The sequence below is a fragment of the Pseudomonas cichorii genome (genome assembly GCF_003700275.1).
GTDB classification, from domain to species: domain Bacteria; phylum Pseudomonadota; class Gammaproteobacteria; order Pseudomonadales; family Pseudomonadaceae; genus Aquipseudomonas; species Aquipseudomonas cichorii_B.
This window is the reverse complement of record NZ_RBRE01000038.1, coordinates 1-26,548: the sequence shown is the minus strand read 5'-3', so window position 1 is coordinate 26,548 and position 26,548 is coordinate 1. Positions and strand designations below refer to the sequence as shown.

At 60.5% G+C, this 26,548-nt stretch carries 23 protein-coding genes; 8 read left to right on the top strand and 15 right to left on the bottom strand.

What is annotated here, in order from left to right; translation table 11 throughout:
- Window positions 1–76: 76 nt before the first annotated feature.
- The 6 genes from ALQ04_RS09590 to ALQ04_RS09565 all read right to left on the bottom strand — a co-directional run bounded on the left by ALQ04_RS09590 (window position 77) and on the right by ALQ04_RS09565 (window position 5,240).
- Window positions 77–352 (bottom strand): metal/formaldehyde-sensitive transcriptional repressor, encoded by a 276-nt coding sequence (locus ALQ04_RS09590; RefSeq protein ID WP_122315523.1) that lies wholly within the window; start codon window positions 350–352, stop codon window positions 77–79.
- Window positions 353–418: 66 nt separating this feature from the next.
- Window positions 419–2,452 carry an LTA synthase family protein gene (locus ALQ04_RS09585; RefSeq protein ID WP_122315522.1) on the bottom strand — a complete coding sequence of 678 codons (2,034 nt, stop codon included), beginning with the start codon at window positions 2,450–2,452 and terminating at the stop codon, window positions 419–421.
- A 54-nt stretch (window positions 2,453–2,506) separates the two neighbouring features.
- Window positions 2,507–3,094, bottom strand: coding sequence for a hypothetical protein (locus tag ALQ04_RS09580; protein WP_122315521.1), 588 nt, complete (start codon window positions 3,092–3,094; stop codon window positions 2,507–2,509).
- Entirely contained in the window at window positions 3,091–4,389 is a 1,299-nt protein-coding gene (locus ALQ04_RS09575) for an exo-alpha-sialidase (protein ID WP_122315520.1), read from the bottom strand. Before ALQ04_RS09575 ends, ALQ04_RS09580 begins: the two co-directional genes overlap by 4 nt.
- Before the next feature lie 39 nt (window positions 4,390–4,428).
- On the bottom strand, window positions 4,429–4,974 hold the full coding sequence (locus tag ALQ04_RS09570) for a cytochrome b/b6 domain-containing protein (RefSeq protein WP_122315519.1): 546 nt from the start codon (window positions 4,972–4,974) through the stop codon (window positions 4,429–4,431).
- Window positions 4,974–5,240, bottom strand: coding sequence for a PepSY domain-containing protein (locus tag ALQ04_RS09565; RefSeq protein ID WP_122315518.1), 267 nt, complete (start codon window positions 5,238–5,240; stop codon window positions 4,974–4,976). Before ALQ04_RS09565 ends, ALQ04_RS09570 begins: the two co-directional genes overlap by 1 nt.
- A 170-nt stretch (window positions 5,241–5,410) precedes the next feature.
- Here ALQ04_RS09565 and ALQ04_RS09560 point away from each other — a divergent pair, with 170 nt between their 5' ends.
- Window positions 5,411–6,073, top strand: coding sequence for a response regulator (locus ALQ04_RS09560; protein ID WP_122315517.1), 663 nt, complete (start codon window positions 5,411–5,413; stop codon window positions 6,071–6,073).
- A complete protein-coding gene (locus ALQ04_RS09555) occupies window positions 6,070–7,455 on the top strand; it encodes an ATP-binding protein (RefSeq protein ID WP_122315516.1) in 1,386 nt (461 codons plus the stop codon). The genes ALQ04_RS09560 and ALQ04_RS09555 overlap by 4 nt, the downstream gene beginning before the upstream one ends.
- 45 nt (window positions 7,456–7,500) lie before the next feature.
- Here ALQ04_RS09555 and ALQ04_RS09550 read toward each other — a convergent pair whose 3' ends face one another.
- The 3 genes from ALQ04_RS09550 to ALQ04_RS09540 form a co-directional block, all read right to left on the bottom strand.
- Entirely contained in the window at window positions 7,501–8,892 is a 1,392-nt protein-coding gene (locus tag ALQ04_RS09550) for an amino acid permease (RefSeq protein WP_122315515.1), read from the bottom strand.
- A gap of 278 nt (window positions 8,893–9,170) precedes the next feature.
- Window positions 9,171–10,457: an FAD-binding oxidoreductase gene (locus tag ALQ04_RS09545; RefSeq protein ID WP_122315514.1), complete on the bottom strand. Its 1,287-nt coding sequence runs from the start codon at window positions 10,455–10,457 to the stop codon at window positions 9,171–9,173.
- Window positions 10,458–10,523: 66 nt separating this feature from the next.
- On the bottom strand, window positions 10,524–12,014 hold the full coding sequence (locus ALQ04_RS09540) for an aldehyde dehydrogenase family protein (RefSeq protein WP_122315513.1): 1,491 nt from the start codon (window positions 12,012–12,014) through the stop codon (window positions 10,524–10,526).
- 145 nt (window positions 12,015–12,159) lie between these two features.
- On the opposite strand from ALQ04_RS09540, the gene ALQ04_RS09535 reads away from it, so the two are divergent.
- The 4 genes from ALQ04_RS09535 to ALQ04_RS09520 all read left to right on the top strand — a co-directional run bounded on the left by ALQ04_RS09535 (window position 12,160) and on the right by ALQ04_RS09520 (window position 17,637).
- Window positions 12,160–13,071, top strand: coding sequence for a LysR substrate-binding domain-containing protein (locus ALQ04_RS09535; RefSeq protein ID WP_122315512.1), 912 nt, complete (start codon window positions 12,160–12,162; stop codon window positions 13,069–13,071).
- A 149-nt stretch (window positions 13,072–13,220) separates the two neighbouring features.
- Entirely contained in the window at window positions 13,221–14,471 is a 1,251-nt protein-coding gene (locus ALQ04_RS09530) for an aspartate aminotransferase family protein (RefSeq protein WP_122315511.1), read from the top strand.
- Window positions 14,472–14,513: 42 nt separating this feature from the next.
- The gene (locus tag ALQ04_RS09525) at window positions 14,514–15,884 is read left to right on the top strand and encodes a VOC family protein (RefSeq protein ID WP_122315510.1); all 1,371 of its coding nucleotides are present in this window, start codon (window positions 14,514–14,516) and stop codon (window positions 15,882–15,884) included.
- A gap of 424 nt (window positions 15,885–16,308) precedes the next feature.
- The gene (locus ALQ04_RS09520) at window positions 16,309–17,637 is read left to right on the top strand and encodes a DUF3100 domain-containing protein (RefSeq protein WP_122315509.1); all 1,329 of its coding nucleotides are present in this window, start codon (window positions 16,309–16,311) and stop codon (window positions 17,635–17,637) included.
- Between the two features lie 46 nt (window positions 17,638–17,683).
- Here the strand turns inward: ALQ04_RS09520 and ALQ04_RS09515 are convergent, their stop codons facing one another.
- Complete coding sequence (locus tag ALQ04_RS09515; protein WP_122315508.1) at window positions 17,684–18,601, bottom strand: LysR substrate-binding domain-containing protein; 918 nt, start codon at window positions 18,599–18,601, stop codon at window positions 17,684–17,686.
- A 126-nt stretch (window positions 18,602–18,727) separates the two neighbouring features.
- On the opposite strand from ALQ04_RS09515, the gene ALQ04_RS09510 reads away from it, so the two are divergent.
- Window positions 18,728–20,104: an L-serine ammonia-lyase gene (locus tag ALQ04_RS09510; protein WP_122315507.1), complete on the top strand. Its 1,377-nt coding sequence runs from the start codon at window positions 18,728–18,730 to the stop codon at window positions 20,102–20,104.
- 65 nt (window positions 20,105–20,169) lie between these two features.
- On the opposite strand, the gene ALQ04_RS09505 is transcribed toward ALQ04_RS09510, so the two are convergent.
- Genes ALQ04_RS09505 through epsC form a run of 5 tightly spaced genes read right to left on the bottom strand, consistent with a single transcriptional unit; the run spans window position 20,170 to window position 25,435 of the window.
- A complete protein-coding gene (locus tag ALQ04_RS09505) occupies window positions 20,170–21,327 on the bottom strand; it encodes a M20 aminoacylase family protein (RefSeq protein ID WP_122315506.1) in 1,158 nt (385 codons plus the stop codon).
- Window positions 21,328–21,332: 5 nt separating this feature from the next.
- The gene (locus ALQ04_RS09500; RefSeq protein WP_122315505.1) at window positions 21,333–22,850 is read right to left on the bottom strand and encodes an aldehyde dehydrogenase family protein; all 1,518 of its coding nucleotides are present in this window, start codon (window positions 22,848–22,850) and stop codon (window positions 21,333–21,335) included.
- A 3-nt stretch (window positions 22,851–22,853) separates the two neighbouring features.
- Complete coding sequence (locus ALQ04_RS09495) at window positions 22,854–23,744, bottom strand: NAD(P)-dependent oxidoreductase (RefSeq protein WP_122315504.1); 891 nt, start codon at window positions 23,742–23,744, stop codon at window positions 22,854–22,856.
- A gap of 14 nt (window positions 23,745–23,758) precedes the next feature.
- The gene (locus ALQ04_RS09490; protein WP_122315503.1) at window positions 23,759–24,652 is read right to left on the bottom strand and encodes a VOC family protein; all 894 of its coding nucleotides are present in this window, start codon (window positions 24,650–24,652) and stop codon (window positions 23,759–23,761) included.
- A 21-nt stretch (window positions 24,653–24,673) separates the two neighbouring features.
- Window positions 24,674–25,435 carry a serine O-acetyltransferase EpsC gene (gene epsC, locus ALQ04_RS09485; RefSeq protein WP_122315502.1) on the bottom strand — a complete coding sequence of 254 codons (762 nt, stop codon included), beginning with the start codon at window positions 25,433–25,435 and terminating at the stop codon, window positions 24,674–24,676.
- Between the two features lie 105 nt (window positions 25,436–25,540).
- Between epsC and ALQ04_RS09480 the strand changes: the two genes are divergently transcribed.
- The gene (locus tag ALQ04_RS09480) at window positions 25,541–26,446 is read left to right on the top strand and encodes a LysR family transcriptional regulator (RefSeq protein ID WP_122315501.1); all 906 of its coding nucleotides are present in this window, start codon (window positions 25,541–25,543) and stop codon (window positions 26,444–26,446) included.
- The last annotated feature ends 102 nt before the right edge of the window (window positions 26,447–26,548 follow it).

Here is a 26,548-nt window from a genome sequence, read left to right as displayed (position 1 = left end):
TTCCTGGCAAGGCATGCTCCATTCATTGCGTGAAATGGCATGAATGGAGAGGTTCGCGAGAGGTCCGGGCGGACGCTTATCGGGAGTAGCGGCGGACGGCTTCCAGCAATTGTTCCAGGCCTTGAGCCCGGTCTTCATCGCTCAACCCCGGATGCGCCACATGCTCACGGGCATGCGCCTCGATGATCTGGTCAAGCAGCCCGTTGATGGCTCCGCGAGTGGCCGCCACCAGATGAAGCGTTTTGGCACAGTCGTCTTCGCTCTCCAGCCCTCGCTCGATAGCCTGCACCTGCCCGGCGATACGCCGGACCCGCTTGATCAGGTCGTCCTTTTCGGCGTGCAAATGAGCCATACCATACCCCCCCTACCTATATTCAGTACCAGCCTAGGCGGTTATGAGGGGGATGGCAAATTCAAATCAGCGCACGTTCTGATACAGCATCAGGCGCGAACTCTCGTGCAGCCCTCGCGTCAGCTCCTGCAGTCGCTTGAACTCCTCGGGATGTTGCCCGGCCACGTTGTCCAGCGGCGTGCGCGAAGACAGATCGTGCAATGTCGGCGAGCTGCCGTCGTGTTCCATCTGCAGCAGGAAATGTTGAGTGACGCCACCAATCAACGGGAAGGTGCCTTCACGCAAGACCAGCGGCACCACGCGCTCGCCTTCGGGAGCCGGTTGCTGGATATCGCGACCCATCGCGCCGTTGCTGAACTCGATGCCCGCCATGCCGGCCACGGTAGGCAGCAGGTCCGCCAGCCCTACCGCTTCTTCGATCACCCGGGAACCGAGCAATGCCGGTGCGTGGATCAGCAACGGCACGTTGTTGCTTTCCAGCCCCAATTGCTCGAAGGCCGGCGCCATGTGCGGAATCTGGCTGATCCGGGTGTTGTGGTCGCCAAACATCACGAAGATGGTGTTCTCGTAGTAACCGCCCGCCTTGGCCATTTCCATCAACCGACCGATGTTGAAGTCCAGCAGGCGCACGGCGTTGTATTGCTCGACGCTGCGCGAACCTGCGGCCTGCACCTGTTCCAGGCTCAGGTTGCTGGCCTCGAAACCATCGTTGTCCTTGGGAATGGTGAAAGGCCGGTGATTGCCTGCGGTCTGCAGGTAAGCGAAGAACGGTCGGTCCTTGGGTAGTTCGCGCAGGATCTTGTCGCTTTCCTTGAACAGGTCCAGATCGGAAATCCCCCACACATCCACCTGAGGCGATTTCCAGTAGGGTTCGTCGTACAGCCGCACATCGTCGATGCTGCGCCGGATCAAGGCGTTCATGTTGGCCCAGCCCGAGTTGCCGCCGATCATGTACAGCTTCTGGTAATCCTTGAAGTCGTTGATGATCGTCTGCTGGCGGGTCAGCAATGGATGGCGCGTCGCGGTTTCCTGGCGCGTGACATCGGGAACCCCGGTGATGCTGGCCCAGACCGTCTTGGCAGTGCCGGTAACCGGCACATAGAAATGCCTGAAGAACCAGCTCTGGGTCGCCAGACGGTCGAGGTTCGGCGTGGGATTGAGCGGGTTGCCATAGGCGCCGACGGCACTGGTGCCGAGGGATTCAAGCATCACGAACACCACGTTCGGCGCCCGCTCGCCGTCAATCCGGTAAGGCTGCACACCTTGCTGGCGCTTGAAGTTCAGGGCCTGTGCATCGGGCTGCTGCACACTCAGGTAATTGGCAACTGCGGCATAGTGCTCACGTACCTGATCCTCGTCGTAGCGCGACTGGGCAACCTTGAGCGTGTCATACAGGAACAGCGCCGGGTTGAGCCCCAGGGCCGCCACCTGGTTATTGCCGGAGAAAAATGCATCGCTCCAGCGCAACGGCACCGGGTTTTCCAGATTGAGATTTTCCACTCGCCCCAACAGACCCAGGAACGTCGCGCACACCACGACTGCGACGCCCCAGGCAGCCGACCAGCGTTTGACCGGGCGCGGTTTGCGTTGCAGCGTAAAGCGCTCCAGCCACAGCAGGACTCGTCCCAGCACCAGCAACGCCAGCAACCAGCCAGCACTGATCCACACCACCGGATAGGTTTGCCAGAGCATGTCGCGGGAGATCTGCGCGTCATCCAGATAGCGCAGGACACTGGCGTTGAGCCTGACCCCGAGATAAGCGTAGTGACCGAAGTCGATGACATGAATCATCGTCAGCACGACCAGAGCCAGCAGCAGATATACCCGACCGGTCCAGCGCAGCGCACGCACGCTGAGCATGTTCCAGCGCGGCAGGCACAGCAGGAACGCAATCGGCAGGGATATCAGCAAGGCCAGGCGCAGGTCGAAGCGCAAACCGATGCCCAGGGTCTGCGCCACCGTCGGGTCGCTGAACAGCTTCTCGGGGGCAACCCCGGAAAAACTCCAGAAGAACACGCCTCTCAACAGCGCCGACAACAGGAAAAACAGCACGATGGTGCCTGCCCAGTACTGCAGGCGTCGTGATTGCAGCCAACTCATCTTTATTCCTCGATAATTTTCAAGCCGTTGAGGTGTTCGTCCGTGCAACCTGCGTCAAGCCAGGGAACGGCCCCGATACAGACGCCGCACTACAAATGCCACCAGGGCAACGCAGCAATACAGCGCCAGGAACGGATCGACCAGATAATCCCAGTAGTTTTCCGAAGGCTTGAGCCGGAAGGTGAACGCCAGCGTGGCCAGGGCCAGCATCAGGGCGCCCAGGTGGCTACGCAGGTACAGCAGGCCCAGAGTGATGATGCCCACCACAATGATCATTGGCCGCGGGTTGAAGCCCCAGCGGTAGGGATCGAAATAGGTCAGGCCCAGTGTGGCCGGATAGAGCACCAGGGCCAGGGCCGCGAGCACCGAAACCACCAGCAGGCGCTGGCGAACTTCCAGCGGCTGGATCAGCCCGAGGCGCTGCAGGGTCAGCCAGACCAGAGCGACCAGACTGGGAATCGCCAGATCGTCGCTCAGGCTGCGCGCATAGGAAGCCAGCGACAGGCCATCGATGGAAATCACACTCGCCAGCGAGGCACCGGCGAGGATTGCCAGACGCCAGCGCAACGAAGACGTCCAGGAAGACAGAATCAGAAACAGCACCAGCGCAAACGCCAGATGAGTCAGCCATTGCGCGATCATAGCAAGTGCTCCGCCAGCCAGGCTTCATTGAAGCTGACATGCTTGATGAAGGTGTTATTCCACGAATACACCACGTGATACATGCCATCCGGGCTACGAATGAAATACGGGTATTCGTACTCGAAGTCGCAGCCTTGCGGTTTACAGACCCGCTGATCCAGATTGCTCAGGAACTCGGTTTCCAGAGGTTGGCGACGTGCGCCGCTGGAGGACCTGAAGCCTTCGCCAAGGATTTCCTTGTAGGCTTCCAGGGCGAACGGATTGCCCAGCGGATCGGGGGATTTATCCAGATCGATCACTGGCCGCCACTGATTCATCTGCTCGTCGGTGCCGTACAGGCTCAGCTTGAAACGTCCGTCACGCAGGTCATTCAAGGCCACCAGCAAACCGCGTCCGGGAACCGCGACTGCCGCCAGCGACGAGTTGGGGTTGCTCGGTTCCAGCGGGTGCGGCTCGCTCCAGGTCTGCCCGCCATCTTCGGTGCGGCTGGCCAGGACCCGGTGATAGGTATTGCCTGCATAACGCAACAAAGCCACGGCGCGCTGGCCGTCCAGCGGCACGACCGTGGGCTGCAGGGAATTGGTGCCACGGCTGATGCGGAACTTGTCGATCACATCACCGTTGGCGCTCAGGTACAGGTACTCGGCGAACTTGCCCAGAAACTCGTGGTAGACCGGCAAGCCAATCGAGCCATCGGCATGAAACACCGGTGCTCCGCGCACCAGCGTGCTGATGTTCAGGAACGGCGAGGTGATCAACTGACGCGGCTTCGACCAGGTCGCACCCATGTCCTGCGAGACCATGGCATTGACAGTACTGCCCGCCCAGCCGCCGACCGATACCGACACATAGAACAGCCACAGACGCTGGTCCGGGGCCAGGGCAACCACCGGGTTACCGAGCTTGCGAATGTATTTTCCGGTGCCGGTCTGGGTCGACTCTCGGGTCGCCAGCACTTGTTCATTGCCCCATTCACCGGCGCTGGCATCGAATCTGGAAGCACGAATCTCCACGTCCCTTGCCCCTTCGCGGGAACCGGCGAACCACACCGACATCAGGTCGCCGCCGGGCAAGGCGGTAACGGCCGAAGAGTGCACGAAATCATCGAGGTTGGAGGAAGCGAAACGCGAATTGTAAGTCGCCTTGATGACAGGGCCTTCGGCACTGACCGGCGTCGCGCTGACCGCAAAGGGAGACAACGTGTGCAGCGGATGGCTGAGCCAGGCGCTGAGAAAGATCAATACAACAGCAAGGCCTGCGCTCCATGCAGCCAGGTTTCGGGAAATAACAGGCATGAAAATCCAGCACCTTAGCGGAAGGAGACAAGGGTCAATTCAGTGGTCGTTCTGTTCGGGCAGTGAGCGCCGTTTGCCGGTCAGCATCGACAACGGCAGGTTGTCGCGCACCTGGAAACTCTCGAATATCGCAGCAGCCATGTGCAGCACTACCAGTGCACAGAGTGCGTCGGCCAGCGTTTCATGAATCTGCAACGGCCAGTCGGCGCCCCACAACGCATCCACTTCTTCCATCATCCAGCCGGTCAGGCCGATGGAGAAAATCAGCGTCATCATCAGGACCATGACCAGCGCACCGAGAGGCGAGTGGCCGAGCCGGTGAAAAGGCCGCCTGTTGATCAGGGCGCCGATATGGGCGCGCAGGCGAGTCGGGCTCGGCCAGAAATCACTCCAGCGGGCACTGCGTGGCCCGATGAATCCCCACACCACTCGCACGCTCAACCAGGCAACTGCGTAATAGCCCAGCCAGACATGCCAGTCGCCACCCGCTTCATTAAGAAAGTAGTTGGCGATGAAAACACCCGCGACAGAAAGATGAAAAATTCTGACCAAGGGGTCCCACAGGCGCAGGGAAACCCGGCTCATCAGCCCTTGATCTCAGTCTTCACGGCCTTGCCGGTGACTGGATCATGGTAGATTTCGACCTTGCGCTTGTCCTTGTCGAAACCGTAGATCTCGTAGCAGTTGCCGTCGGTGACCTTGAATTTGTTGATGGTGTAACCCTGGGCCTTGAGTTGCTCCTGGAACTTGGTCTGATCCTGCCACTGGGACTTGTCGGCGGTAGTGCACTGCGGGCCGGCAAGCGCCAGAGGGCTGGCCATCAGCAAGGAAATCAGCAGGACTTTACGCATGTTCGATACTCGCAGCAGTTAAGGAGTCGCTACTGTGCGAAAGCAATCTTAGGAAAAGCTTAAGGTGCAACAGATCGTTACATCTTCTCGGATAGATGGCACTTCGCGAGCCCCGGCCAGAACGGCATGATGGCGCCCGCTCTCCCCCAACCCATTACCCGGAACCTCATATGCGTCTGCTCCTGGTGGAAGATGATCGCGCCATCGGCCAAGGCATCAAAGTCGCCCTCAACACTGAGGGCTACACGCTTGACTGGATCGAGGACGGGCTCAGTGCCCTGCATGCCCTGCGCAGCGAGCGCTTCGACCTGGTGCTGCTCGACCTGGGGTTGCCACGCCTGGACGGCTTCGACCTGCTGCGCCAGTTGCGCGCCGAACAGCAGTCCTTGCCGGTGCTGATCCTGACCGCCCGGGACGGCACTCATGACCGGATCGCCGGGCTGGATGCCGGGGCAGACGATTACCTGATCAAACCTTTCGACGTCAACGAACTCAAGGCCCGGGTACGCGCCCTGCTGCGGCGCAGCCAGGGTCGCGCACAACCGCTGCTGGAGCACGCCGGCATCAGTCTTGACCCGGCTTCCCAGCAGGTCAGCTTTCAGGGCAACGAGGTGTCGATGACGCCGATGGAATATCAACTGCTGCACCAGTTGATGATCCGCCCCGGCAAGGTGGTCACCCGCGAGCGCCTGTCCACCACGCTGTATGGCTGGCAGGACAAGGTCGAAAGCAACACCCTGGAAGTGCTGATCCACAACCTGCGCAAGAAACTGTCCACCGACCTGATCCGCACCGTGCGCGGTGTCGGCTACCTGCTGGAGCTCAAGGCATGACTTCGGTACGCGCAAGAATCATGGCCCCGGTGCTGCTGCTGTTGCTGCTCGGTGACCTCATCATCGGCCTGTTGGTATTGCGCGACAGCCATCATGAAATCGAAGAAGTCTACGACGCCCAACTGGCGCAAAGTGCCCGCCTGTTGCAAGGCGTGCTGCGCCAGCGGGCAGAAGGCGAACAGAACCTGGACAAGCTGTACCAGGCATTCGATGAGGCCATGAGCCGGGTCGGCACCAGCGGTGTTTCCCATCCTTACGAAACCCGCCTGACCTTCCAGATCTGGCGCACTTCGGGCGAACTGCTGGTGCGTTCCGCCGAAGCCCCGGTCCTCACTGAGCCGCCCCGCGTGGAGGGCTCGCACGACCTGGTGGAAAACGGCAATGAATGGTGTGGTTTCCTGCTCGCCGATCCGCAACAGGGCTTCGTGATCTGGGTCGGCGAACGCGACGACGTACGCCAGAGCGTGATCCAGCTCATCGTCAGCCACACCGTATGGCCGACCGTGATTGGCGTGCCGTTGCTGATCGTGTCCATCTGGCTGGTCATCGGCTGGGGCCTGCGCCCGTTGCAAGCGATGGCCAAGGTGATCCGCAAGCGTGACGTCGAAAGCCTGGAAGCCCTCGCGCTGTCGCCACTGCCCAGGGAACTGGAACCGATGCAGACTGCGCTCAACCGGCTGCTGACCCAGATCGACAACCTGCTGGAACGCGAACGACGCTTCATTGCCGATGCCGCCCATGAGTTGCGCACGCCGCTGACGGTCCTGCGCATCCACGCACAGAACGCACGGCAGGCCGAACTGCCGGAGCAACGTCTGGAAGCACTGGACTTTCTGGTGCATGGCGTTGACCGCGCAGCGCGCATCGCCAGCCAGTTGCTGACCATGGCCCGGCTTGAGCCGCAGCAGAATCCCGAACAGTTGAAGACCTTCGAGCTCAATACACTGGTCCAGGAAGAAATGGCCGAGCTCACGCCACTGGCCCTGGAAAAGCGGGTCGAACTGGTGCTGGAAGCCGATGAAGTGTGCATGATCCACAGCGATCCGGGCGCGATCACCATCGCCTTGCAGAACCTGCTGACCAACGCCCTGAATTTCGCCCCGGCAGCCAGCGAAATCCGGGTAGTGCTGCAACGCCAGAACGACGGCAACGCCCGCCTGAGCGTCGAAGACGCCGGCCCCGGCATCGACGAACACCACAAGGCGCGCCTGCTGGAACGCTTCTACAGCCAGGGCAACAGCAATGGCGCAGGATTGGGGCTGGCGATTGTCGACATGATCGTACGCAAACTGCAGAGCAGCCTGCATTTGCGCAACTCACCGCTGGGCGGGTTGTGTGCGGAATTGCGGATCAGCAATCAATCGTCGACTCTTCGCGAATGAATTCGCTCCTACACCGCCCGTAGGAGCGGATTCATCCGCGAAAAATCAAGCCCCGGATGCTACATATGCCCCTGTCGACTTCCTGCGACGCAGCAAGGCGATCAGCAGAATGGTGCCGGTCACGCCTGCGGTCATCAGTGTCTCGTAGCGATAGCTCGGGCTGATCAGCATGTAGCCCAGGACCAGTGTGATCAGGCCGATGACCAGCCAGGTCAGCCATGGGAACAGCCACATCTTGAAGGCCAGCTGGTTGCCGTCCTTTTCCAGCATCGCCCGCATCCGCAACTGGGAAACCGCGATCACCAGATACACCAGCAAGGCAATGGCACCGGTGGTGGACAACAGGAAGCCGAATACCTTGCCGGGAAAGGCATAGTTCACGAAGCAACCGACAAAACCTGCCAGCGTCGAAACGATCACCGCGACCGTTGGCACACCGCTGCCGGACACACGCTTGATCGAGGCTGGAGCCTCACCGCGTGCACCCAGCGAATACAGCATCCGCGAAGCCGTGTAGAGCCCGGAGTTCATGCAACTGGTGACTGCCACGAACACCACGATATCGACCACCAGCTTGGCACCGGGCACATTGATGATTTCCAGGGCGCGCTGGAATGAACCGACTTGCAGCAAACGTGGATCGTTCCAGGCCACCAGCGAGACGATAAAGAAGATCGAGAAGATGTAGAAGATCGCGATGCGGTACACCACCAGATTGGTGGCCTTGCGAATCTTCTCCTTGGGGTTGGCCGTTTCATCGGCTGCGATAGTGACGATTTCCGCGCCGAAGAACGAAAATATCGTCACCAGTACCCCGCCCAGCACCGCGCCGAAACCGTTGGGCATGAAGCCGCCGTTCTGCCACAACTGCTCGACGCCGGAAGTTTCGGCCAGCGGCCAGAAGCCCAGCACGGCCATGCTGCAGACTGCGATGAACGCCAGGATTGCAATGACTTTCACCAGCGCGAACCAGTACTCGAACTCACCGAAATTCTTCACGCTTATCAGGTTGGTGCAGGACAGCGTAATCATGATCAGGAACGCGAACAGCCAGGACGGCACCGAGGGCATCCAGGCGTGCAGGATGTCGGCGCCGGCAATCGCCTCGACCGGAATGATCAACACCCAGAACCACCAATACAGCCAGCCGATGGTAAACCCGGCCCATGGCCCGATGGCCTGCCCGGCATAGGTCGAGAACGAGCCGCTGTTGGGATTGGCAATCGCCATTTCCCCCAGCATGCGCATCACCAGCAGGACCAGCAGCCCGGCAATGCCATAGGAAATCAGGATCGCCGGCCCCGCCGTGGCAATGGCATTCGACGAGCCGATGAACAGGCCGGCACCAATGATGCCGGCAATCGAAATCATCGAAACCTGACGGGATGTCAGCCCGTGCTTCAAGGAGCGGTGCTCGTTCTTTTTATGAGAAACCATGTTCTACCCTCAACGTGAAAGTTGCACAGGGCGGCACGCAAAGAGGCCGTCCGACGACGCAACCTGTTTTTGAATAAGCATTGTTGTTGGCGCAGTGCTTACACTGCTTTATTGGCTTACTTTCAAACGGAATTCAGATAGACCGGATGCCGAAAGACTGCCACGGCGAAGCCGGGCGAGTGTGGAACTTGCCATTTGGATTTCCTTGCATTGATTTCGACGGCAGCAGAAATGGAATGAAGTTTTTTTGTTGTATGGCGTTTTATTCTTTTAAAAAATCAAAGTACGACGCGCAGGCATTGCCCGGCGTGATACAGACTGAACCCGGCATCGTAGGCCAGGGTGCGCAATGAGCTGCCCAGCACCGCCTTGCTCTTCGAGAAGCTTACCGGCAAGGCCTTGGCATCATCGCTGAGCACATAGTCCGCAAAGCATTTGCCCACCAGCGTCCCGGTGGTCACGCCACGGCCATTGAAACCGGTCGCAGCCAACAGACCCGGCGCGGGCTCGAACAGGCGCAGCAAATGGTCTGGGGTAAAACCGATCCGGCCCGTCCAGGTGCACTGCCACTCGACCTTGCCCAGTTGCGGGAAGTAATGCTGCTGGATGCGGTCGGCCCATTGACGAATGAACCACAGCGGATAATTGCCGGCATTGCCCAGGCTGCCGAGCAACAGCCTTCCGTGGGCGTCACGACGAATGCTGCTCAGTACCGTGCGCGTATCCCAGGAACCTTGTCCGCCACGCAGAATGCCTTCCTGTTCCGGACCACTGAGCGGCTGCGATGCCACTTGATAGTAGTAACCGGCAAAGATGTGATCCTTCACATCGGTCCATTCGCCTTCGGTGTAGGCATTGGACGCGATGATGACTTTTTCGGCCCGCACGCTGCCCAGATCGGTAGAAACTTTCCAGCCATCGTCGGTGCGTTGCAGCCCGGTTACCGGTGACTCGCCGAACAGCAACCCGCCACGCGCGACCACGTTAGTGGCCATCCCGGAGGCATAAGCCATGGGATTGACGGTGCCGGCCCGGTGATCGAGCAACGCGCCAGCGATCCTGTCGGTGCCGCAGGCGTCTTCACAGACCTTGCCGGTCAGCAGCTCGACGTTGGCGCCACGCCGCTGCCATTGCTCGGCACGGCTGCGAAGGTCGGCCAGTCCCTTGGCGTTGTGCGCCATGTGCAGGGTGCCGGTGCGGGTTTCCTGACAATCGATGGCGTATTTATCGATGGTGGAAAACACCAGCGCCGGTGCCGCACCCAGTGCGCCATTGAGGCGACTGGCCTCGGCACTGCCCAGAACTTTTTCCAGCTCGTCCGGCGCCACCCAGGTCCCGGCATTGACCAGTCCCACGTTACGTCCCGAACCACCGTGGCCCACCTGATGGGCCTCCACGATGCACACGGACTTGCCGCCTTCAAGCAACTGAAGTGCGGCAGACAGGCCGGTAAAACCCGCCCCGATCACGCAGACATCCGCCGAGCGCTCACCGATCAACGGCGGATGGCTTGGCCGTTGCGGCGTCAGTTGTTCCCACAGACACTCTTGACGAAATTTCGCCATTGCAGAACTCCAGCCCCATGCGCGATGAAGTTTCAGGCCCGTCCTGCGGGCCTGATTCCCTGTCTGTCAGTCGAAAACAATCCCTTGAGCCAGTGGCAGCTCGCGGGAATAGTTGACCGTGTTGGTCTGACGGCGCATGTAAGCTCTCCAGGAATCGGAGCCGGACTCACGGCCGCCACCGGTTTCCTTCTCACCGCCAAATGCCCCGCCGATTTCCGCACCGCTGGTACCGATGTTGACGTTGGCGATCCCGCAGTCACTGCCGGCCGCACCCTGGAATGCTTCGGCTTCACGAATGTCGGTGGTGAAAATGCATGACGACAGGCCTTGTGGCACTTCGTTGTTGAGGCGCAGCGCCTCTTCAAACTCGTCGTAGGCCAGCACGTAGAGAATCGGTGCGAAGGTTTCGTGGCGCACCACATCGCTCTGACCCGGCATCTCGGCGATGGCCGGGGTCACGTAGTAGCCATTGGGGTATTGAGCCTGCAACTGGCGCTCGCCACCGAAAACCTGCCCGCCTTCATCGCGGGCCTTGGCCAGCGCATCCTGCATGGCGGCAAACGCCTGCTTGTCGATCAGCGGGCCGATCAGGTTGCCTTCCCGTGGATCACCGACACGCACCTTGCCGTAGGCTGCCTTGACCCTGGCCACCACTTCGTCCTTGATCGAGCGATGCACGATCAGCCGACGCAATGTGGTGCAGCGCTGACCGGCAGTGCCCACGGCGCTGAACAGGATGCCGCGCACGGCCAGATCCAGATCGGCGCTCGGGGCCAGGATCATGGCGTTGTTGCCGCCCAGTTCGAGAATGCTGCGCCCGAAACGCGCCGCGACCCGTGGCCCCACTTCGCGGCCCATGCGGGTGCTGCCGGTGGCGCTGACCAGCGGCACACGCGGGTCATCGACCAGAGCCTCGCCCGCCTCGCGATCACCGATGATCAGTTGCGCCAGCCCTTCGGGAGCATCACCGAAGATTTTCAGGGCCTTGTCGAACAAGGCCTGGCTGGCCAGTGCGGTCAGCGGGGTTTTCTCGGACGGTTTCCAGATCACCGGGTTGCCGCACACCAGCGCCAGCGCGGTGTTCCAGGCCCAGACTGCAACCGGGAAGTTGAACGCACTGATCACCCCCACCACGCCCAGCGGATGCCAGGTTTCACGCATATGGTGGCCTGGACGCTCGGAGGCGATGGTCAGGCCGTACAACTGACGGGAAAGACCGACCGCGAAGTCGCAGATGTCGATCATTTCCTGCACTTCGCCCAGCCCTTCCTGAGTGATCTTGCCGGCCTCGATGGACACCAGTTCGCCCAGTTCGGCTTTGTGCTCGCGCAATACTTCACCGAAGATCCGCACCAGTTCGCCGCGACGCGGGGCTGGCACCGTGCGCCATTTCAGGAAAGCACTCTGGGCGCTGTCGATACGCGCCAGCACCTGTGCCTTGCCTTCGAGAGTGACGGAGGCAATCTGGCTGCCATCGATAGGGGTATGAACGGGGTAGTCCCCTTCGGTGTAGGCACTTTTCGCCACGCCCAGGCTTGCTAACAAATTGGCAACCACATTGATTCTCCTGCAGATGACACTGGTTGAAATCATTGATGTGGATCAGTATTGATCCGCAATCGCCCTTGTCACAAACGACCATTTAGAAAAACATGATTCCGTTTTGGAATGATCTATCTTGCATGTCAACAGGTAACCGGTAATGTCCAAGCGTTTGATGCCCTCAACGACCGCCTTGCAGTGTTTTGAAGCCGCGGCCCGTCACTTGAACTTCACTCGCGCCGCACAGGAACTGCACCTCACCCAGAGCGCGGTAAGCAAGCAGGTCGCGCAACTGGAAGAGATGCTTTGCCACCCGCTGTTCCAGCGTATCCGCCGTCGCCTGCACCTGACCCCAGCGGGCGAACTGTATATGGCCGAGGTGAGCAAGATCCTGATTCAGGTGGACATGTCGAGTCGCTACATCCTGACTTATGGCGGCGAAACGGAGGTACTGAAAATTGCAACCCAGCCGACCTTTGGCGACCGCTGGCTGGTGCCGAACCTGAAGGGGTTCAGCAGCCGGAATCCGGGGATTCACCTGGATATCCGCAGCGAGCTGGAGCCTTTCGATCTGGTCCGGGCCAAGGCCGATGTAGCGTTCTTTTTCGGTCAGGGCACCTGGCCTGGCGCCACCTGCATCGAGCTGTTCAAGGAAGAAATGGTGCCGGTGTGCGCCCCGGAATGGATGGCCCGCCACAGCATTCCCAGTGCCCAGGCCTTGACCGGCCATATCCTGCTGCAATGCACCTCGCGCCCGGAAGCCTGGCATGGATGGTTTCTGGAGCAGAACCTGCACTCGCAGAACAGCTATCACGGCCCGCGTTTCGACACCTTCTATATGTGCATTCGCGCCGCCCAGTCAGGTTGCGGGATAGCCCTGGTGCCGCGCTATCTGGTCAGCGACGAACTGGCCGAAGGCAAGCTGGTGATCGCCTGGAATCATTCCATGCAGAGCGACGGTTCGCATTTTCTGGCGCATGCCGAACATGCGGCGCAGGTGCCCAAGGTCAAGGCGTTCGTGGAGTGGATCAGGCAGCGGGTAAAAGCCCGACATTCAGAATTATTGGAATGACACGACGATTTTATTTCGTTTGCGGGGCAAGTCGGTTGTTGGTTTAGATAGGCGCAACGTCCAACCCAGCAGGATGAAGCGATGTCTTTGCGCATGCCCCCGAACACCCTGTCCCCCATCCGTCGTGATTCGTTGCCGGAGCGCTTCCAGTGAACAACGAAAATATCAGCGCCTCCATTTCATTCGTTCATCCTGTCACCCTTTCCCACGGCAAGAACGCCGAGGTCTGGGACACGACCGGCAAGCGCTATATCGATTTCGTCGGCGGCATCGGTGTGTTGAATCTGGGCCACTGCAACCCGCTGGTGGTCAAGGCCATTCAGCAACAGGCGCAAAAGCTGACCCATTACGCGTTCAATGCCACGCCCCATGAACCGTACATCCAGTTCATGAACCAGCTGGAGCAGTTCGTGCCGGTCAGCTATCCGCTCAGCGGCATGCTCACCAACAGCGGCGCGGAAGCGGCGGAAAACGCCTTGAAAATCGTACGCAGCGCCACCGGGCGTTCGGCAGTCATTGCCTTCGATGGCGCGTTCCATGGGCGGACCCTGGCAACCCTGAACCTCAATGGCAAGGTCGCGCCCTACAAACAAAGTATCGGCCTGCTGCCCGGCACCGTGTATCACCTGCCCTTTCCGAGCAAGGACACCGGCGTTACGACTGAACAAGCGCTCCAGGCCATGGATCGTCTGTTCAGTGTCGAGATCGATGTCAGCGATGTGGCCTGCTTTATCTTTGAAGCGGTTCAGGGCGAAGGCGGTTTTCTGCCCATGGAGCCGGAGTTCGCCCAGGCATTGCGCAGGTTCTGCGATGAGAAGGGGATCGTGCTGATTGCCGACGAGATCCAGTCCGGCTTCGGCCGCACCGGTCAGCGTTTTGCCTTCAGCCGCCTGGGCATCGAGCCGGACCTGATCCTGCTCGGCAAAAGCATCGCCGGAGGCATTCCGCTGGGTGCCGTGGTGGGTCGCAAGCATCTGCTCGACACCTTGCCCAAGGGCGGGCTCGGTGGCACCTATTCGGGTAATCCGATCGCTTGCGCAGCCGGGCTCGCATCGCTGCAACAGATGAGCGATGAAAACCTCTCGCGCTGGGGCGAAACCCAGGAAAACATCATCCTGGGCCGCTACCGTGGCTGGCAGGAACAGAAGCTGTCGCCTTATCTGGGCCGGCTGACCGGCGTGGGCGCCATGCGCGGCATCGAACTGATGACCCCACAAGGCGCACCCGGTACCCGACAACTGGCCCAGTTGCTGCAACTGGCCAGAGACGCCGGATTGTTGTTGATGCCCAGTGGCAAGTCGCGGCACATCATCCGCTTGCTGGCACCGCTGACCATCGAGCCGGAAATCCTGAATGAAGGGCTGGATATCTTCGAGCGCTGTCTGGCGGCCCTCGATTGAGCTCGACCTGTTAACTGGAATTTGTGCGGAGAAACGATCCAGATGAGCACTGCTACCTTTGCAAACCGTGATGACATTCGAGCCAGCTTTTCCCGCGCCATGTCGCAGATGTACCAGGCCGAAGTCCCGCTCTACGGCACCTTGATGGAACTGGTCGCCGAAATCAACGACGCGGTCATGACTCACCAGCCCGGGGTTCGGGAGAGCTTGCAGCAGACCGGTGAAATCCAGCGTCTGGACATGGAGCGCCACGGCGCGATTCGGGTCGGCACTGCGCTGGAACTGGCGACCCTTGCCCGCCTGTTCGCGGTCATGGGCATGGAGCCGGTGGGTTATTACGACCTGACACCCGCCGGGGTGCCGGTTCACTCCACCGCGTTTCGGGCGGTGCACGAGCAGTCGCTGCAGGTCAGCCCGTTCCGCGTCTTCACCTCACTGCTGCGCCTTGAACTGATCGAAAACCAGGAGCTGCGCCAGTTTGCCGAGCAGGTTCTGGCCAGGCGCCAGATCTTTACCGCCAGGGCGCTTGAGCTGATCGAGAAGCATGAACAGGATGGCGGCCTGAGCGAAGCAGACGCCGCCGAGTTCGTGCAGCAGGCGCTGGAAACCTTCCGCTGGCACAACAGCGCGACGGTATCGTTACAGGATTACAAGCAGCTCAATGCCCAGCATCGGCTGATTGCCGACGTGGTCGCCTTCCGCGGTCCGCACATCAACCACCTGACTCCGCGCACCCTAGACATCGATGCCGTGCAAGCCGGCATGCCCGGCAAAGGCATCACGCCCAAAGCGGTGGTCGAAGGCCCGCCACGTCGCGAATGCCCGATCCTGCTGCGCCAGACCAGCTTCAAGGCACTGGAAGAAGCCATCACGTTCAGCGGTGAGTCCGGCAGCCATTCGGCACGCTTCGGGGAAATCGAACAACGCGGCGCAGCGCTCACGCCCAAAGGCCGGGCGCTGTACGATCAGTTGCTCAATGCCGCCCGCGAGGAACTGGGCGAGTTTCCCAACGAAGCCAATGCCGTGCGTTACGCGCAACTGCTGGAGAAAACCTTCCAGGCTTTCCCCGACAGCTACAGCGAAATGCGAGAGCAGGATATGGCCTACTTCCGCTACTTCGCGACCGACAAAGGCATCGCGGCACGCAACAACGGTCAGCCTGCCAGCGACCTGGAACAACAGATCAAGGCCGGGCATATTCGCTTCGAGCCGCTGGTGTATGAAGACTTCCTGCCGGTGAGCGCAGCGGGGATCTTCCAGTCCAACCTGGGCGACGACTCACAAGCGCATTATGCGACCAACTCCAATCAGGATGATTTCCAGAAGGCGCTCGGGCTTCAGACCATCAATGAACTGAAGCTGTATGCCGACACCCAGCGCCGGTCAATCGAGACGGCCATCAGCCTCCTGTAAACCCGTCGCGGATGAATCCGCTCCTACCCGGTAGGAGGTCCCGCAGTACTCCTGACACTGCGCTGTCGCTCAGCAAACAGGTGGACTGTGGGACCGGAGCGCCGCCGGATCCGGTCCCACATGCTGCTCGACAATGCAATGTCTTCCCGCCTAATTCCCTACATTCTGTGTTCACTTTAAGGCAACGATAAATAAAGTTCGCAATATTGGTGTGCTGGATACCGCTCTGCATACTCGCAGCAAAGGTTCATAGCAGCCTGGGTCGAGATACCAGTCAGACCTTACAAGAATATTCAGCCCCACAAGGGTTTCCATGCACACCATGGACTTTAAAGCTGCCCCGGGCGCCACAACGCGCCTACCTGAAAAGCACAACAACGATTGATAAGGCCTTCAAGGTCATTCAGCAGGCAAGGGGATCATCATGCAACATTCACAGGCCTCAGTGGCGGGTGACAAGCAGGCTATTTCAGCCACCGTAAAACTGTATACCTGGGCCGCAATCATCCTCATCGCCGCCGAATTGATCGGCGCCATCAATATTCCTCTGGGGCCTGGCAAAGTCGTCTTGCTGCCCATGGTCTGGGCACTGGTTCTGGGGGCGGTAATCGGTATCGCCAGCCGCCGGATGCCCGGCACCATCGGCATCGACTACGCGACGCAACTGCGCGCAGCCTCAATCCTGCAACCTGCCCTGCTGATTTTCATCGCCAAGCTTGGCCTGGTGGTCGGAGGCTCGCTGCCTGTGGTGTTCGCTTCGGGCTGGGCGTTGTTGTTCCAGGAGTTCGGCCACTTCGTCGGCACCGTCGTGCTCGGCCTGCCGGTCGCCCTGATGCTGGGCATCAAGCGTGAAGCGATTGGCGCAACCTTCTCTGTCGGTCGCGAACCCAGCCTGGCAATCATCGGTGAGCGTTATGGCATGGACTCCCCCGAAGGTCGCGGGGTGCTGGCCGAATACCTGACCGGCACACTGTTCGGCGCGCTGTTCATTGCCATCGTGGCCGGCTTCATCACCAGCCTCGGGATCTTCCATCCCAACTCGCTGGCCATGGGCTCGGGCATTGGTTCGGGCAGCATGATGGCCGCTGCAGCAGGCGCCATCGCCGCGCAACAGACTCCGGAAGTCGCCAAGGAAGTCATGACACTGGCGGCAGCGTCCAACCTGATCACCACCACCATCGGCACCTACTTCACCCTGTTCATCTCCCTGCCGCTGGCGGTCTGGGGTTATCGGGTGCTGGAGCCGTTGATCGGCCGTACCACCAAGGCCTCCATCACCAGCGAAAACATCAGCAGCAAGGATGTCTCGCTCGAAGTCCCCGATCTGAGCTGGGCCGGCAAGGTCAGTGCCTGGCTGGCCGCCGGTGCCCTGGCACTGATCGCCAACTACGTCGGTTACAAGACCCTGTCCGCCGATGCCTTGACCGGCATGGGCATCATGATCTTCTGTGCCTTCGCTGGTGAGCTGCTGTGCAACCTGCTACGCCGCAAGATTCCGGCAGTGTGCATGGTGTCGCTGGTGGCGATGTTCCTGACCTCGCCGGCCTGCCCTTTCGCGGCGGAAATCACCCGCCTGACCAGCTCGATCAACATGCTGGCGGTGATCACGCCCATGCTGACCTTCGCGGGCCTGTCGATTGCCAAGGACCTTCCGGCCTTCCGCCGCCTGGGCTGGAGGATTGTGCTGGTGTCGTTTCTCGCCAACTTCGGCACTTTCATAGGCGCAGTGCTGATCGCCGAAATGTTCCACTGATTCCGTCAGATCTACTGGAAAGGGCGCGCCAATTGGTGCGCCCTTTTCATTTGTCCTGCACTGCCTCGTTGACCAGCCAGTCGTGAACTGCGCGCCGCGACGGCGTGCTCAACGCGCCTTCGCGATAAGCCAGCACGTATTTCTTCTTGGCCTTGATCGGGTGCCCGAACGGCACGATCAGCAAGCCCTGCTCCAGCTCGTCGGTGATCAGCGTCTTGCGCGCAATGGCTACGCCCATGCCCATTCTCGCGGCATCGATGGTCAGGTGGTTACGGTTGAAGGTATGACCGCGCCGCACATCGATCCCGGCCGCGCCGATGGCCGCCAGGTAAAATTCCCACTCGGCATATTCATAGCTGCCACGCCAGGCCGTGATGTCGTGCAGCAACGGAAAGTGCACCAGTTGGCTTGGCGTATCCAGAGGCGGCTTGCCTTCCAGCAGTGCCGGTGAACACACCGGGAACAGCTCTTCTTCCAGCAAGGTGGTGGTCATCAGGCCCGGATAGCTGCCGTCGTTGAGATCGATGGCCAGGTCGAAGTCGTCGTCACGCAACGAGCCGCTGCTGTCTTCGGCAATGATCCGCAACTGAATGTCGGGAAAGGCCTCCTGCAGGCGCGGCAGACGCGGCATCAGCCATTTGCCGAGAAACGAGGGAATGCAGCGCAGCTTGAACACGCCGCCGATCCGTCCGGAATACAACAGGCGCAACTCATCGCTGATCCGGCTCTGCACTTCGTTGGCCACCAGCGCCAGCCGCTGCCCTTCGGCGGTCAGTTCAAGCCCGCGCCCGACCCGGTGAAACAAGGCAAACCCCAGGCGCTCTTCGAGCTGACGCATCTGCTGGCTGATGGCGCCAGGCGTTACATGCAGCTCTTCGGCACAACGGGTAAAGGAGAGATGCCGGGCTGCACAGGCGAAGACCTGTAGCCAGGCGTGCATCTGTGCGTTGAAGATTCTGCTCATTGAGGAGTTCCGCTAAAGCGTTGCATAGGAACAATCGTTTGCCGTTTGAAGGCCGGAAGCCAAACATTAGGACCATAAAGAGGGAGCCCATGACTCCCATGGAAACTCATTTGCAGGATCTCCGTGATGGCTATCAGCGTCTTCGACATGTTCAAAATCGGCATCGGCCCCTCCAGTTCACACACCGTAGGGCCAATGAGGGCCGGGGCGCTGTTCGTCACCGATCTGCGCGACCGCAATCAGTTGCATAGCGTAGAACGGATCGAGGTCAGATTGTACGGTTCTCTTTCGGCTACGGGCATCGGTCATGGCAGTGATCGGGCAACTGTCATGGGTTTACTGGGCGAATGGCCAGACCAGATCGATCCCAGCCAGGTCAATCAACGCATCGACGCATTGCTGGAGAACGGCCTGTTGCTGCTGGGCGGCGAGCGGGAGATCAATTTCATCTGGCAGCGCGACATGTGCCTGCTGGACGAAAGCCTGCCCTATCACCCCAATGGCATGACACTGTGCGCTTACGGGCAAACAGGTGAGCTGTTCGAGCAGACCTACTATTCAGTCGGTGGCGGTTTCGTGATCGACGCTGCACAGGCGGCCAGTGGCGTGCTGGACAACGATGACACCGTGCTGCCCTATGATTTTTCCAGCGGCGCGCAGTTGCTCAAGCTGTGCAAGACCCATGGCCTGAGCATTTCGGCCTTGATGATGGCCAATGAAAAGGCCTGGCGCAGCGAGGAAGAGATTCGCGAGAAGATCATGGTGATCTGGGAAGCAATGCGCGACTGCGTGAACAAGGGCCTGAGCGAAACCGGGATTCTGCCTGGCGGCCTGAATGTCCGGCGCCGCGCCTACCGCCTGCATCAAAGCCTGCAGAACCTCGACAACCCCAACGTGATCGGCTCGACCCTCAGCGCCATGGAATGGGTCAACCTGTTCGCCCTGGCAGTCAACGAGGAAAACGCTGCCGGTGGCCGCATGGTGACCGCGCCGACCAATGGCGCTGCGGGCATCGTGCCTGCGGTGCTGCATTACTTCATGAAATTCAACCCGGCAGCCAATGACGACGACGTGGTGCGCTTCTTTCTCAGCGCGGCTGCCGTGGGCATTCTGTGCAAGAAAAACGCGTCGATCTCGGGCGCCGAAGTGGGCTGCCAGGGCGAAGTCGGCTCAGCCTGCGCAATGGCTGCCGCCGGGCTTGCCGAGATTCTCGGCGCCTCGCCGGAGCAAGTGGAAAACGCTGCGGAAATCGGTCTGGAACATAACCTGGGCCTGACCTGCGACCCGGTTGGCGGGCTGGTTCAGGTGCCTTGCATCGAGCGCAACGCCATTGCAGCGGTCAAGGCCATCAACGCCGCACAAATGGCCCTGCGCGGCGATGGCGAGCACTTCATTTCCCTGGACCACGCCATCCGCACCATGCGCGATACCGGCGCCGACATGCACGACAAGTACAAGGAAACGTCACGTGGTGGCCTGGCGGTGAATCTGGTGGAATGCTAATACCACCTGGAGCGAATTCATTCGCGAAAAGGCTTCGCGAATGAATCCGCTCCTGGCGGATCTGGTCAGCTCACAGGCAAACACTGCTCCACCAACGCCGTCCACACCGCAACACCCGACTCGATCACCTGATCGTTGAAGTCGTAATACGGGTTATGCAGTGCGGCTGACGGCTTCTCGCCGTCCACCCCGAGCCAGACGTAAGCGCCCGGACAGGCATGCAGCATGAAGGCAAAATCTTCGGAGGCCATCGACGGGTTGCAACCCCACTGCACATTGGCCTCACCAACCGCAGCAACCGCCGCGCGCCGGATGGTCGCCGCCGCGTCGACATGGTTCTCGGTAACCGGGTAGCCAACGTTATAGACCAGCTCGCCACGCACCCCGAAAGCCGTCGGCAAACGCTCGACGAACTCGCCGATCAGTTGCTCGACCCTGGCGCGTACCGGCGTTTGCAGGCAACGCACCGTACCGCGCAATACCGCCGTTTCCGGGATGACGTTGATCGCTTCCCCGGCATTGAACTGGGTGATGCTGACCACCGCCGAGTCCAGCGGTGACAGACGCCGCGACACAATGGTTTGCAGCCCCACTACCAGCTCGGCAGCCGCCACGATCGGATCGGTGCCCTTGTCCGGCATGGCCGCATGGCTGCCCTTGCCGGTCAGGGTGATCTCGAAGGTATCCAGCGAAGCCATCATCGGACCGGGATTGATCACCACATTGCCTGCCGGAACGCCCGGCCAGTTGTGCAGGCCGTAGATCGCATCCATCGGGAACAGCTCGAACAGCCCGTCCTCGATCATGCGCTGTGCGCCGCCCAGGTTTTCTTCGGCGGGCTGAAAAACGAAATGCACCGTGCCGCGAAAGTTGCGGGTTTCAGACAGATGCCGGGCGGTGGCCAGCAGAATCGCGGTATGGCCATCGTGGCCGCAGGCATGCATGCAGCCCTTGTGTACCGACTTGTGCGCACTGTTGCCCAGCTCCTGGATCGGCAACGCATCCATGTCGGCGCGAATACCGATGACCGGGCCATCACCAATGCGCAAGGTGCCGACCACGCCGGTGCCACCAAGGCCGCGATGCACCTCGATGCCGAAGCTGGTCAGCAGACGCGCCACCTGATCGGAGGTTTGCAGCTCCTTGAAACCCAGTTCGGGCGCGGCGTGAATCGTGCGGCGCCAGACAGTGGCCTGTTCGATCAGGGCTTTGGAAATCCTCATGACAGTTACTCCAGACTCGCGCCATAGCCAAAGCTTGCAGCAGGCTTGGCGGCGGTTTCGACCCAGACGCTTTTCACTTCGCTGTACTCGCGCAGTGCATCGAGGCCCGATGAACGACCATACCCACTTTCGCCGTATCCACCGAATGGCGAGCTGACGTGAATGGTCTTGTAGCCATTGACCCAGAAAGTCCCGGCGCGCACTTGCCGGGCGACGCGATGGGCGCGGCCGACATCACGGGTCCAGACGCCGCCGGCCAGGCCGAAACGGCTGTCGTTGGCGATGCGAATGGCGTCTTCTTCATCCTTGAACGGGATGGCCACGACCACCGGGCCAAAGATTTCTTCCTGGGCGCAATACAGCTCGTTACTGCCGGCCAGTACCGTCGGGTTGACGTAGTAACCCGGTTTGTCGGGGATTGGATCGGCGTCTTTGCCGACCAGCCGGGCGCCGTCTTTCAGGGCTCCTTCGACCATGGCTTTCACATGGTTGTACTGCCTGGCGTTGTTGATCGGGCCGATCTGGGTTTCCGGATCGCCGGGATCACCGACCTTGAATTGCGTGGCAGCTACGGCCAGCGCATTGGTGAACTTCTCGAAAATCGATTCCTGCACCAGCAAACGCGAGCCGGACACACAGCTCTGGCCCGCGCCGGAGAAGATCGCCGCCTGGGCACCGCGCAGGGCGACTTCCAGATCGGCATCTTCAAACACGATATTGGCCGACTTGCCGCCCAGTTCCAGCACCGCGGGAATGCAACGCTGAGCCGCAGCCACCGCGATATGCCGACCGGTTGCAGGCGAGCCCACGAACACCACTTTGCGGATATCGGCCCTGGCAATGAAGGCCTGGCCGATGGAGTGACCGAAACCGGCAATCACGTTGACCAGTCCTTTGGGCACACCGGCACGTTCGATCAATACCCCGATCATCAACGAGCTGAGCGGGGTCAGTTCGGAGGGCTTGAGGATGACCGCGTTACCGGCGGCAATCGCAGGCGCGATCTGCCAGCCGCACGTGAAGATCGGCGCGTTCCATGGGGTGATCTGCAACACGGTGCCCAGTGGCTCGTAGGTCACGTAGTTCAGGTGCGTGGTCGGCACCGGAATGACTTCGCCGTGCAGCTTGTCGGCCCAACCGGCGTAGTACTCGAACATCTCGGCCACCTTGAGCACTTCGACCCGCGCATCGCGAATCGGCTTGTTGGCGGTCAGGGATTCGATCTGCGCCAGGTTTTCCAGCTCTTCGCGAACCAGTGAACCGATCTGGTACATGGCACGACCACGCGCCTGGGCAGTCAGTGCCCACCATTGCGCCTGAGCGGCCCTGGCAGCCTTGTCCGCCTCTTCTACCAGCGAGTCATCGGCATCGGGGAAGCTCAGCAGCAGCGTGTCGTCATGGGCGTTGCGCACTTCTACCGGCGCACCGTGGCCCTCGATGAACTCACCGCCGACATAACTGGCAATCACACTGCGGTCGCCCCAGTAAGGGCGCAGCAGTTCGAGAATTCTTGCAGTGCTCATCGGTTACTCTCCACGGCCAAAAAGTTGGGCATCGGTACGCTGCACGATTGCGCAGAAGTCTTCGTTATCCGCCAGGGTTTCGCTGCTGGCTTTCCACAGTTGCGCAACGATGCGCGACAGCGGCAGTTCCATGTCCAGACTGTCGGCCAGATCACTGGCCAGGCCTACGTCCTTGCGCATCAGGCCCATGGTGAAACCCGAGTCGTAGGCCTTGTTGAGTACCCAGGTCGGGAACATGACCTGGGTCGCGCCACTGCGGCCGGAACCGGCGTTGAGGCCCTGCAGCAGCTTTTCCGGATCGACACCGGCCCTGGCCGCCATCGCGACCGCTTCGGCGGTGCTGATCAGGTGACAGGCAGCCAGCATATTGTTGGCGATCTTGGCGACGTTGCCGGCACCACACTTGCCGACGTGCACGCGAGTACCGCTCATGCCTTCCAGCACCGGCATGACACGGGCCAGATCATCGTCCTCGGCACCGATTACCATCGACATCGTGCCGGTGGCTGCGCCTTTGGGGCCGCCGGAAACCGGGGCATCGATAAAGGCCACGCCGGCTTTCAACAGTTCGGCAGCCACCTTGCGGCTCATTTCCGGTGTCGAAGTGGTGGTATCGACCACGACCAGGCCTTTGCGTGCGAACTCGATGATGCCGCCCTCGCCCAGGCACACCGACTCGACATGCTCGGCCTTGGGCAGGGACAGGATCAGAATGTCCGACTCCTGAATCAGTTGCCGGCGCTCGGCAACCGGCTTCACGCCTTTGCCTTGGGCTTGCGCCAGTGCGGCCTGAGACAGGTCGAAACCGCTCACATCAAAGCCTTTGCCTGCCAGGGTGGCCGCCATGCCGCCGCCCATGTTGCCCAGTCCGATCACACCTACTTTCAAAGTCATGTTCCGCATCTCGGTTAAAGGTTTTGTACGAATTCAAGAATGACGTTGCCGGCCGCTTCGGGCTGCACCATGACGCGGCCCGGCACTTGCTCATGGGGTACTGCGTTGTGTTCGAGAATGAAGCGCACCGTGTCCAGGCTCCTGGTATGCAGGCCGATGGCAATGGCATGCGCACGTTCGCTCGCAGCGTGCGGCAACCTGACGCCCGGGTATTGCAGGGCGGCAGTGGCGACATCCATGGCGCGCAGAACGCCGCAGCGGGTGTCGGCCAGCAACACATTGCCGCTGAAAGACACCGCATCGTCGCCGTAGAGCGCTTTCCAGCGCGTTTCAAGCTCTGCCGGGTCAGCCAGATAGGTCACGCTGACAATTCCGTCCACGCCATTGCAGTGGTTCTGCCAGCCCGGCACCCAGATCAGTTCCGGACGATGCTGATGGCAGATAAAGTTCGAGGCGTCAGGTAATGCCGGGTCGATAAACAGCCCCAGGGACACCACCGCTTCATCGGGCTGGCCATCCGGCAGGGTCATGCTGCGACGAAAATCGATCCGCCCCTGACTCGGCAGGCCGGCTTCGACCAGCCGGGCGTGATCGGCGTCGGCATCCTTGCTGTGCAAGGCCACCAGCGATACGCCTTCTTCGCCACGCTGCAGAAACTCATTCAACTGGCGACCGAAGCAGAAGCCATTGACCGAGTTGGTGCCGAACTTTGCAGGATCATCGATGCCGATCAGCTCGATGAAGTTGCTCTCGAACATCATCAACGAGGTCACGCTGCCCCATGGGTGATAGCTGACCGGAGACGGCATGAAGCCCATCTTCCGATAGAGCTGCAGCACATGCGCATGGTCGCGCACCGTAACCAGTGGATGATCGATACCTTGTGGAAACTGAGCGACTGCGGCCATATGCGGGCTATCCCTGAGTCATTATTGTGTTTTGCTGGTAAAGGTCGCGAGTGACGCTGGTGCGTTACCGACAGGCCTGGCGGGCGTACCGGCAACCACCACGCCTGCGGGCACTGGCTTGAGCACCACGGAGTTGGCAGCGACGATGGCGCGCTCGCCCACTTCGATATTGCCCAGCACCGTTGCACCGGCGCAGATCAGCGCACCGCGACGAATCTTGGGATGACGATCCCCGGCTTCGCTGAGGGTGCTGCCCAACGTGACGCCATGCCAGAGACTGACTTCATCCTCGACCACGGCGGTCTCGCCGATCACCAGGCCGATGCCGTGATCGACGAACAGGGCTTTGCCAAGCCGGGCGGCGGGATGAATATCGATACTCCAGGCCTTGGCCGCCCAGTTCTGCAAGAGCACGGCACTCTGGATGTCTCCGTCGCTCCACAGCGAGTGGGCGATGCGATGGGCCTGTACGGCGAGGATTCCGCGAAAGCTCAGAAACGCGGTCAGATGATCGGGACACGCTGGGTTGACGATCACCAGATGATTGATGTCCGCTGTCGCAGCCTCGGTAATGGCAGGACTGGACTGTATGACGGCCTTGAACCAGCTCTGCAGGTCGGCATCCGGAACCTGGTCCTGGAGCTGATGCGCCAGGTTGGCAGCCAGCGCCGACTCAAGGGACGAATGTGCAAGAATCCGGTTCTGTGCATGCAGGGCAAGCACCGGATTACGTTCGCCAAGCTGTTGCGCCTGTTCGCGCAGACATTGCCAAAGAGCTGTCATACATCCTCCCGTTTGCGGATGGATCGAGTATGGACAGCGCTTACCCCCATCAGCAATAATCCAAAAATTGAATTTATGTTGCCTTTAGCGCAACACAGGAAAGTCATGAGCCTCGTTCAGGATCGCCGGATTCTTTATTTCTTTGAAGCAGTGCGCCTGGGCAGTGTCCGGGCCGCTGCCGACTTCCTGAACGTGGCACCTTCCGCCGTCAGCCGACAGATCGCGCAACTTGAGCAGGAGCTTGGTTCTCCGCTGCTGGAAAGACATCGACGTGGCGTCAAACCCACCGAGGCTGGCGATAAGGTGTTGACGTATTACCGGCAGAGACTCACCCAACAGGAAGTCTTGCTGGAGTCCATCCAGGCATTGCGTGGCTTGCACAGTGGTTCGGTGACGCTGGTTTCAGGCGAAGGTTTTCTGGAAAGCCTGGCGCAGCCGCTGGCAAGGTTTTCGGCGCTCTATCCCAAGATAGAACTGATCGTGAATGTCTGCGGCAGTAACGAGGTGATCCGCCAGGTGGTGGAAGACGAAGCGCATATCGGCCTGGTCTTCAATCCGGCAGCGGACCCGAAAATCCGCTCCCACGCGCATCAGCGGCAACCGGTTTGCGTGGTGACCGGGCCGAACCATCCGCTGGCTCAGGAGAAAGGCCCGCTGGAACTCAAGGGCCTGGATCGCTATCAACTGGCCCTGCCGGGAGTGTCCTACGGCATACGCCAGATTCTGCTGCAGGCCGAGCACCAACTGGGGGTTTCAGTAAAGCCGGTGCTGACCTGCAACACCTTCGCCATGCTCAAGCACTTCGCCATGCATGGCGGGGTCACGCTGCTGCCGACCTTTGTGATCGAGGAAGAAATGAAGGCCGGAAAGCTACTGGCCCTGCCGTTGCAGCACGAAGTGTTCAGCAGTCCGCAGACTCACCTGATAAGCCGCCTCGGTCGGCAGCTCAGCGTTGGTGCCAGTCGGCTGATGACGATCCTCTTGCAGGAAATGACCGCCTTCAAGAACTGAAGCTGAAGAGTCAATCGAAGATCTCGACTACACCCACCAGCGCATTGTTGTTGGCAATGGACAGGTGATTCCAATAGCCCAGAAAGACAAAACCCCCACCTG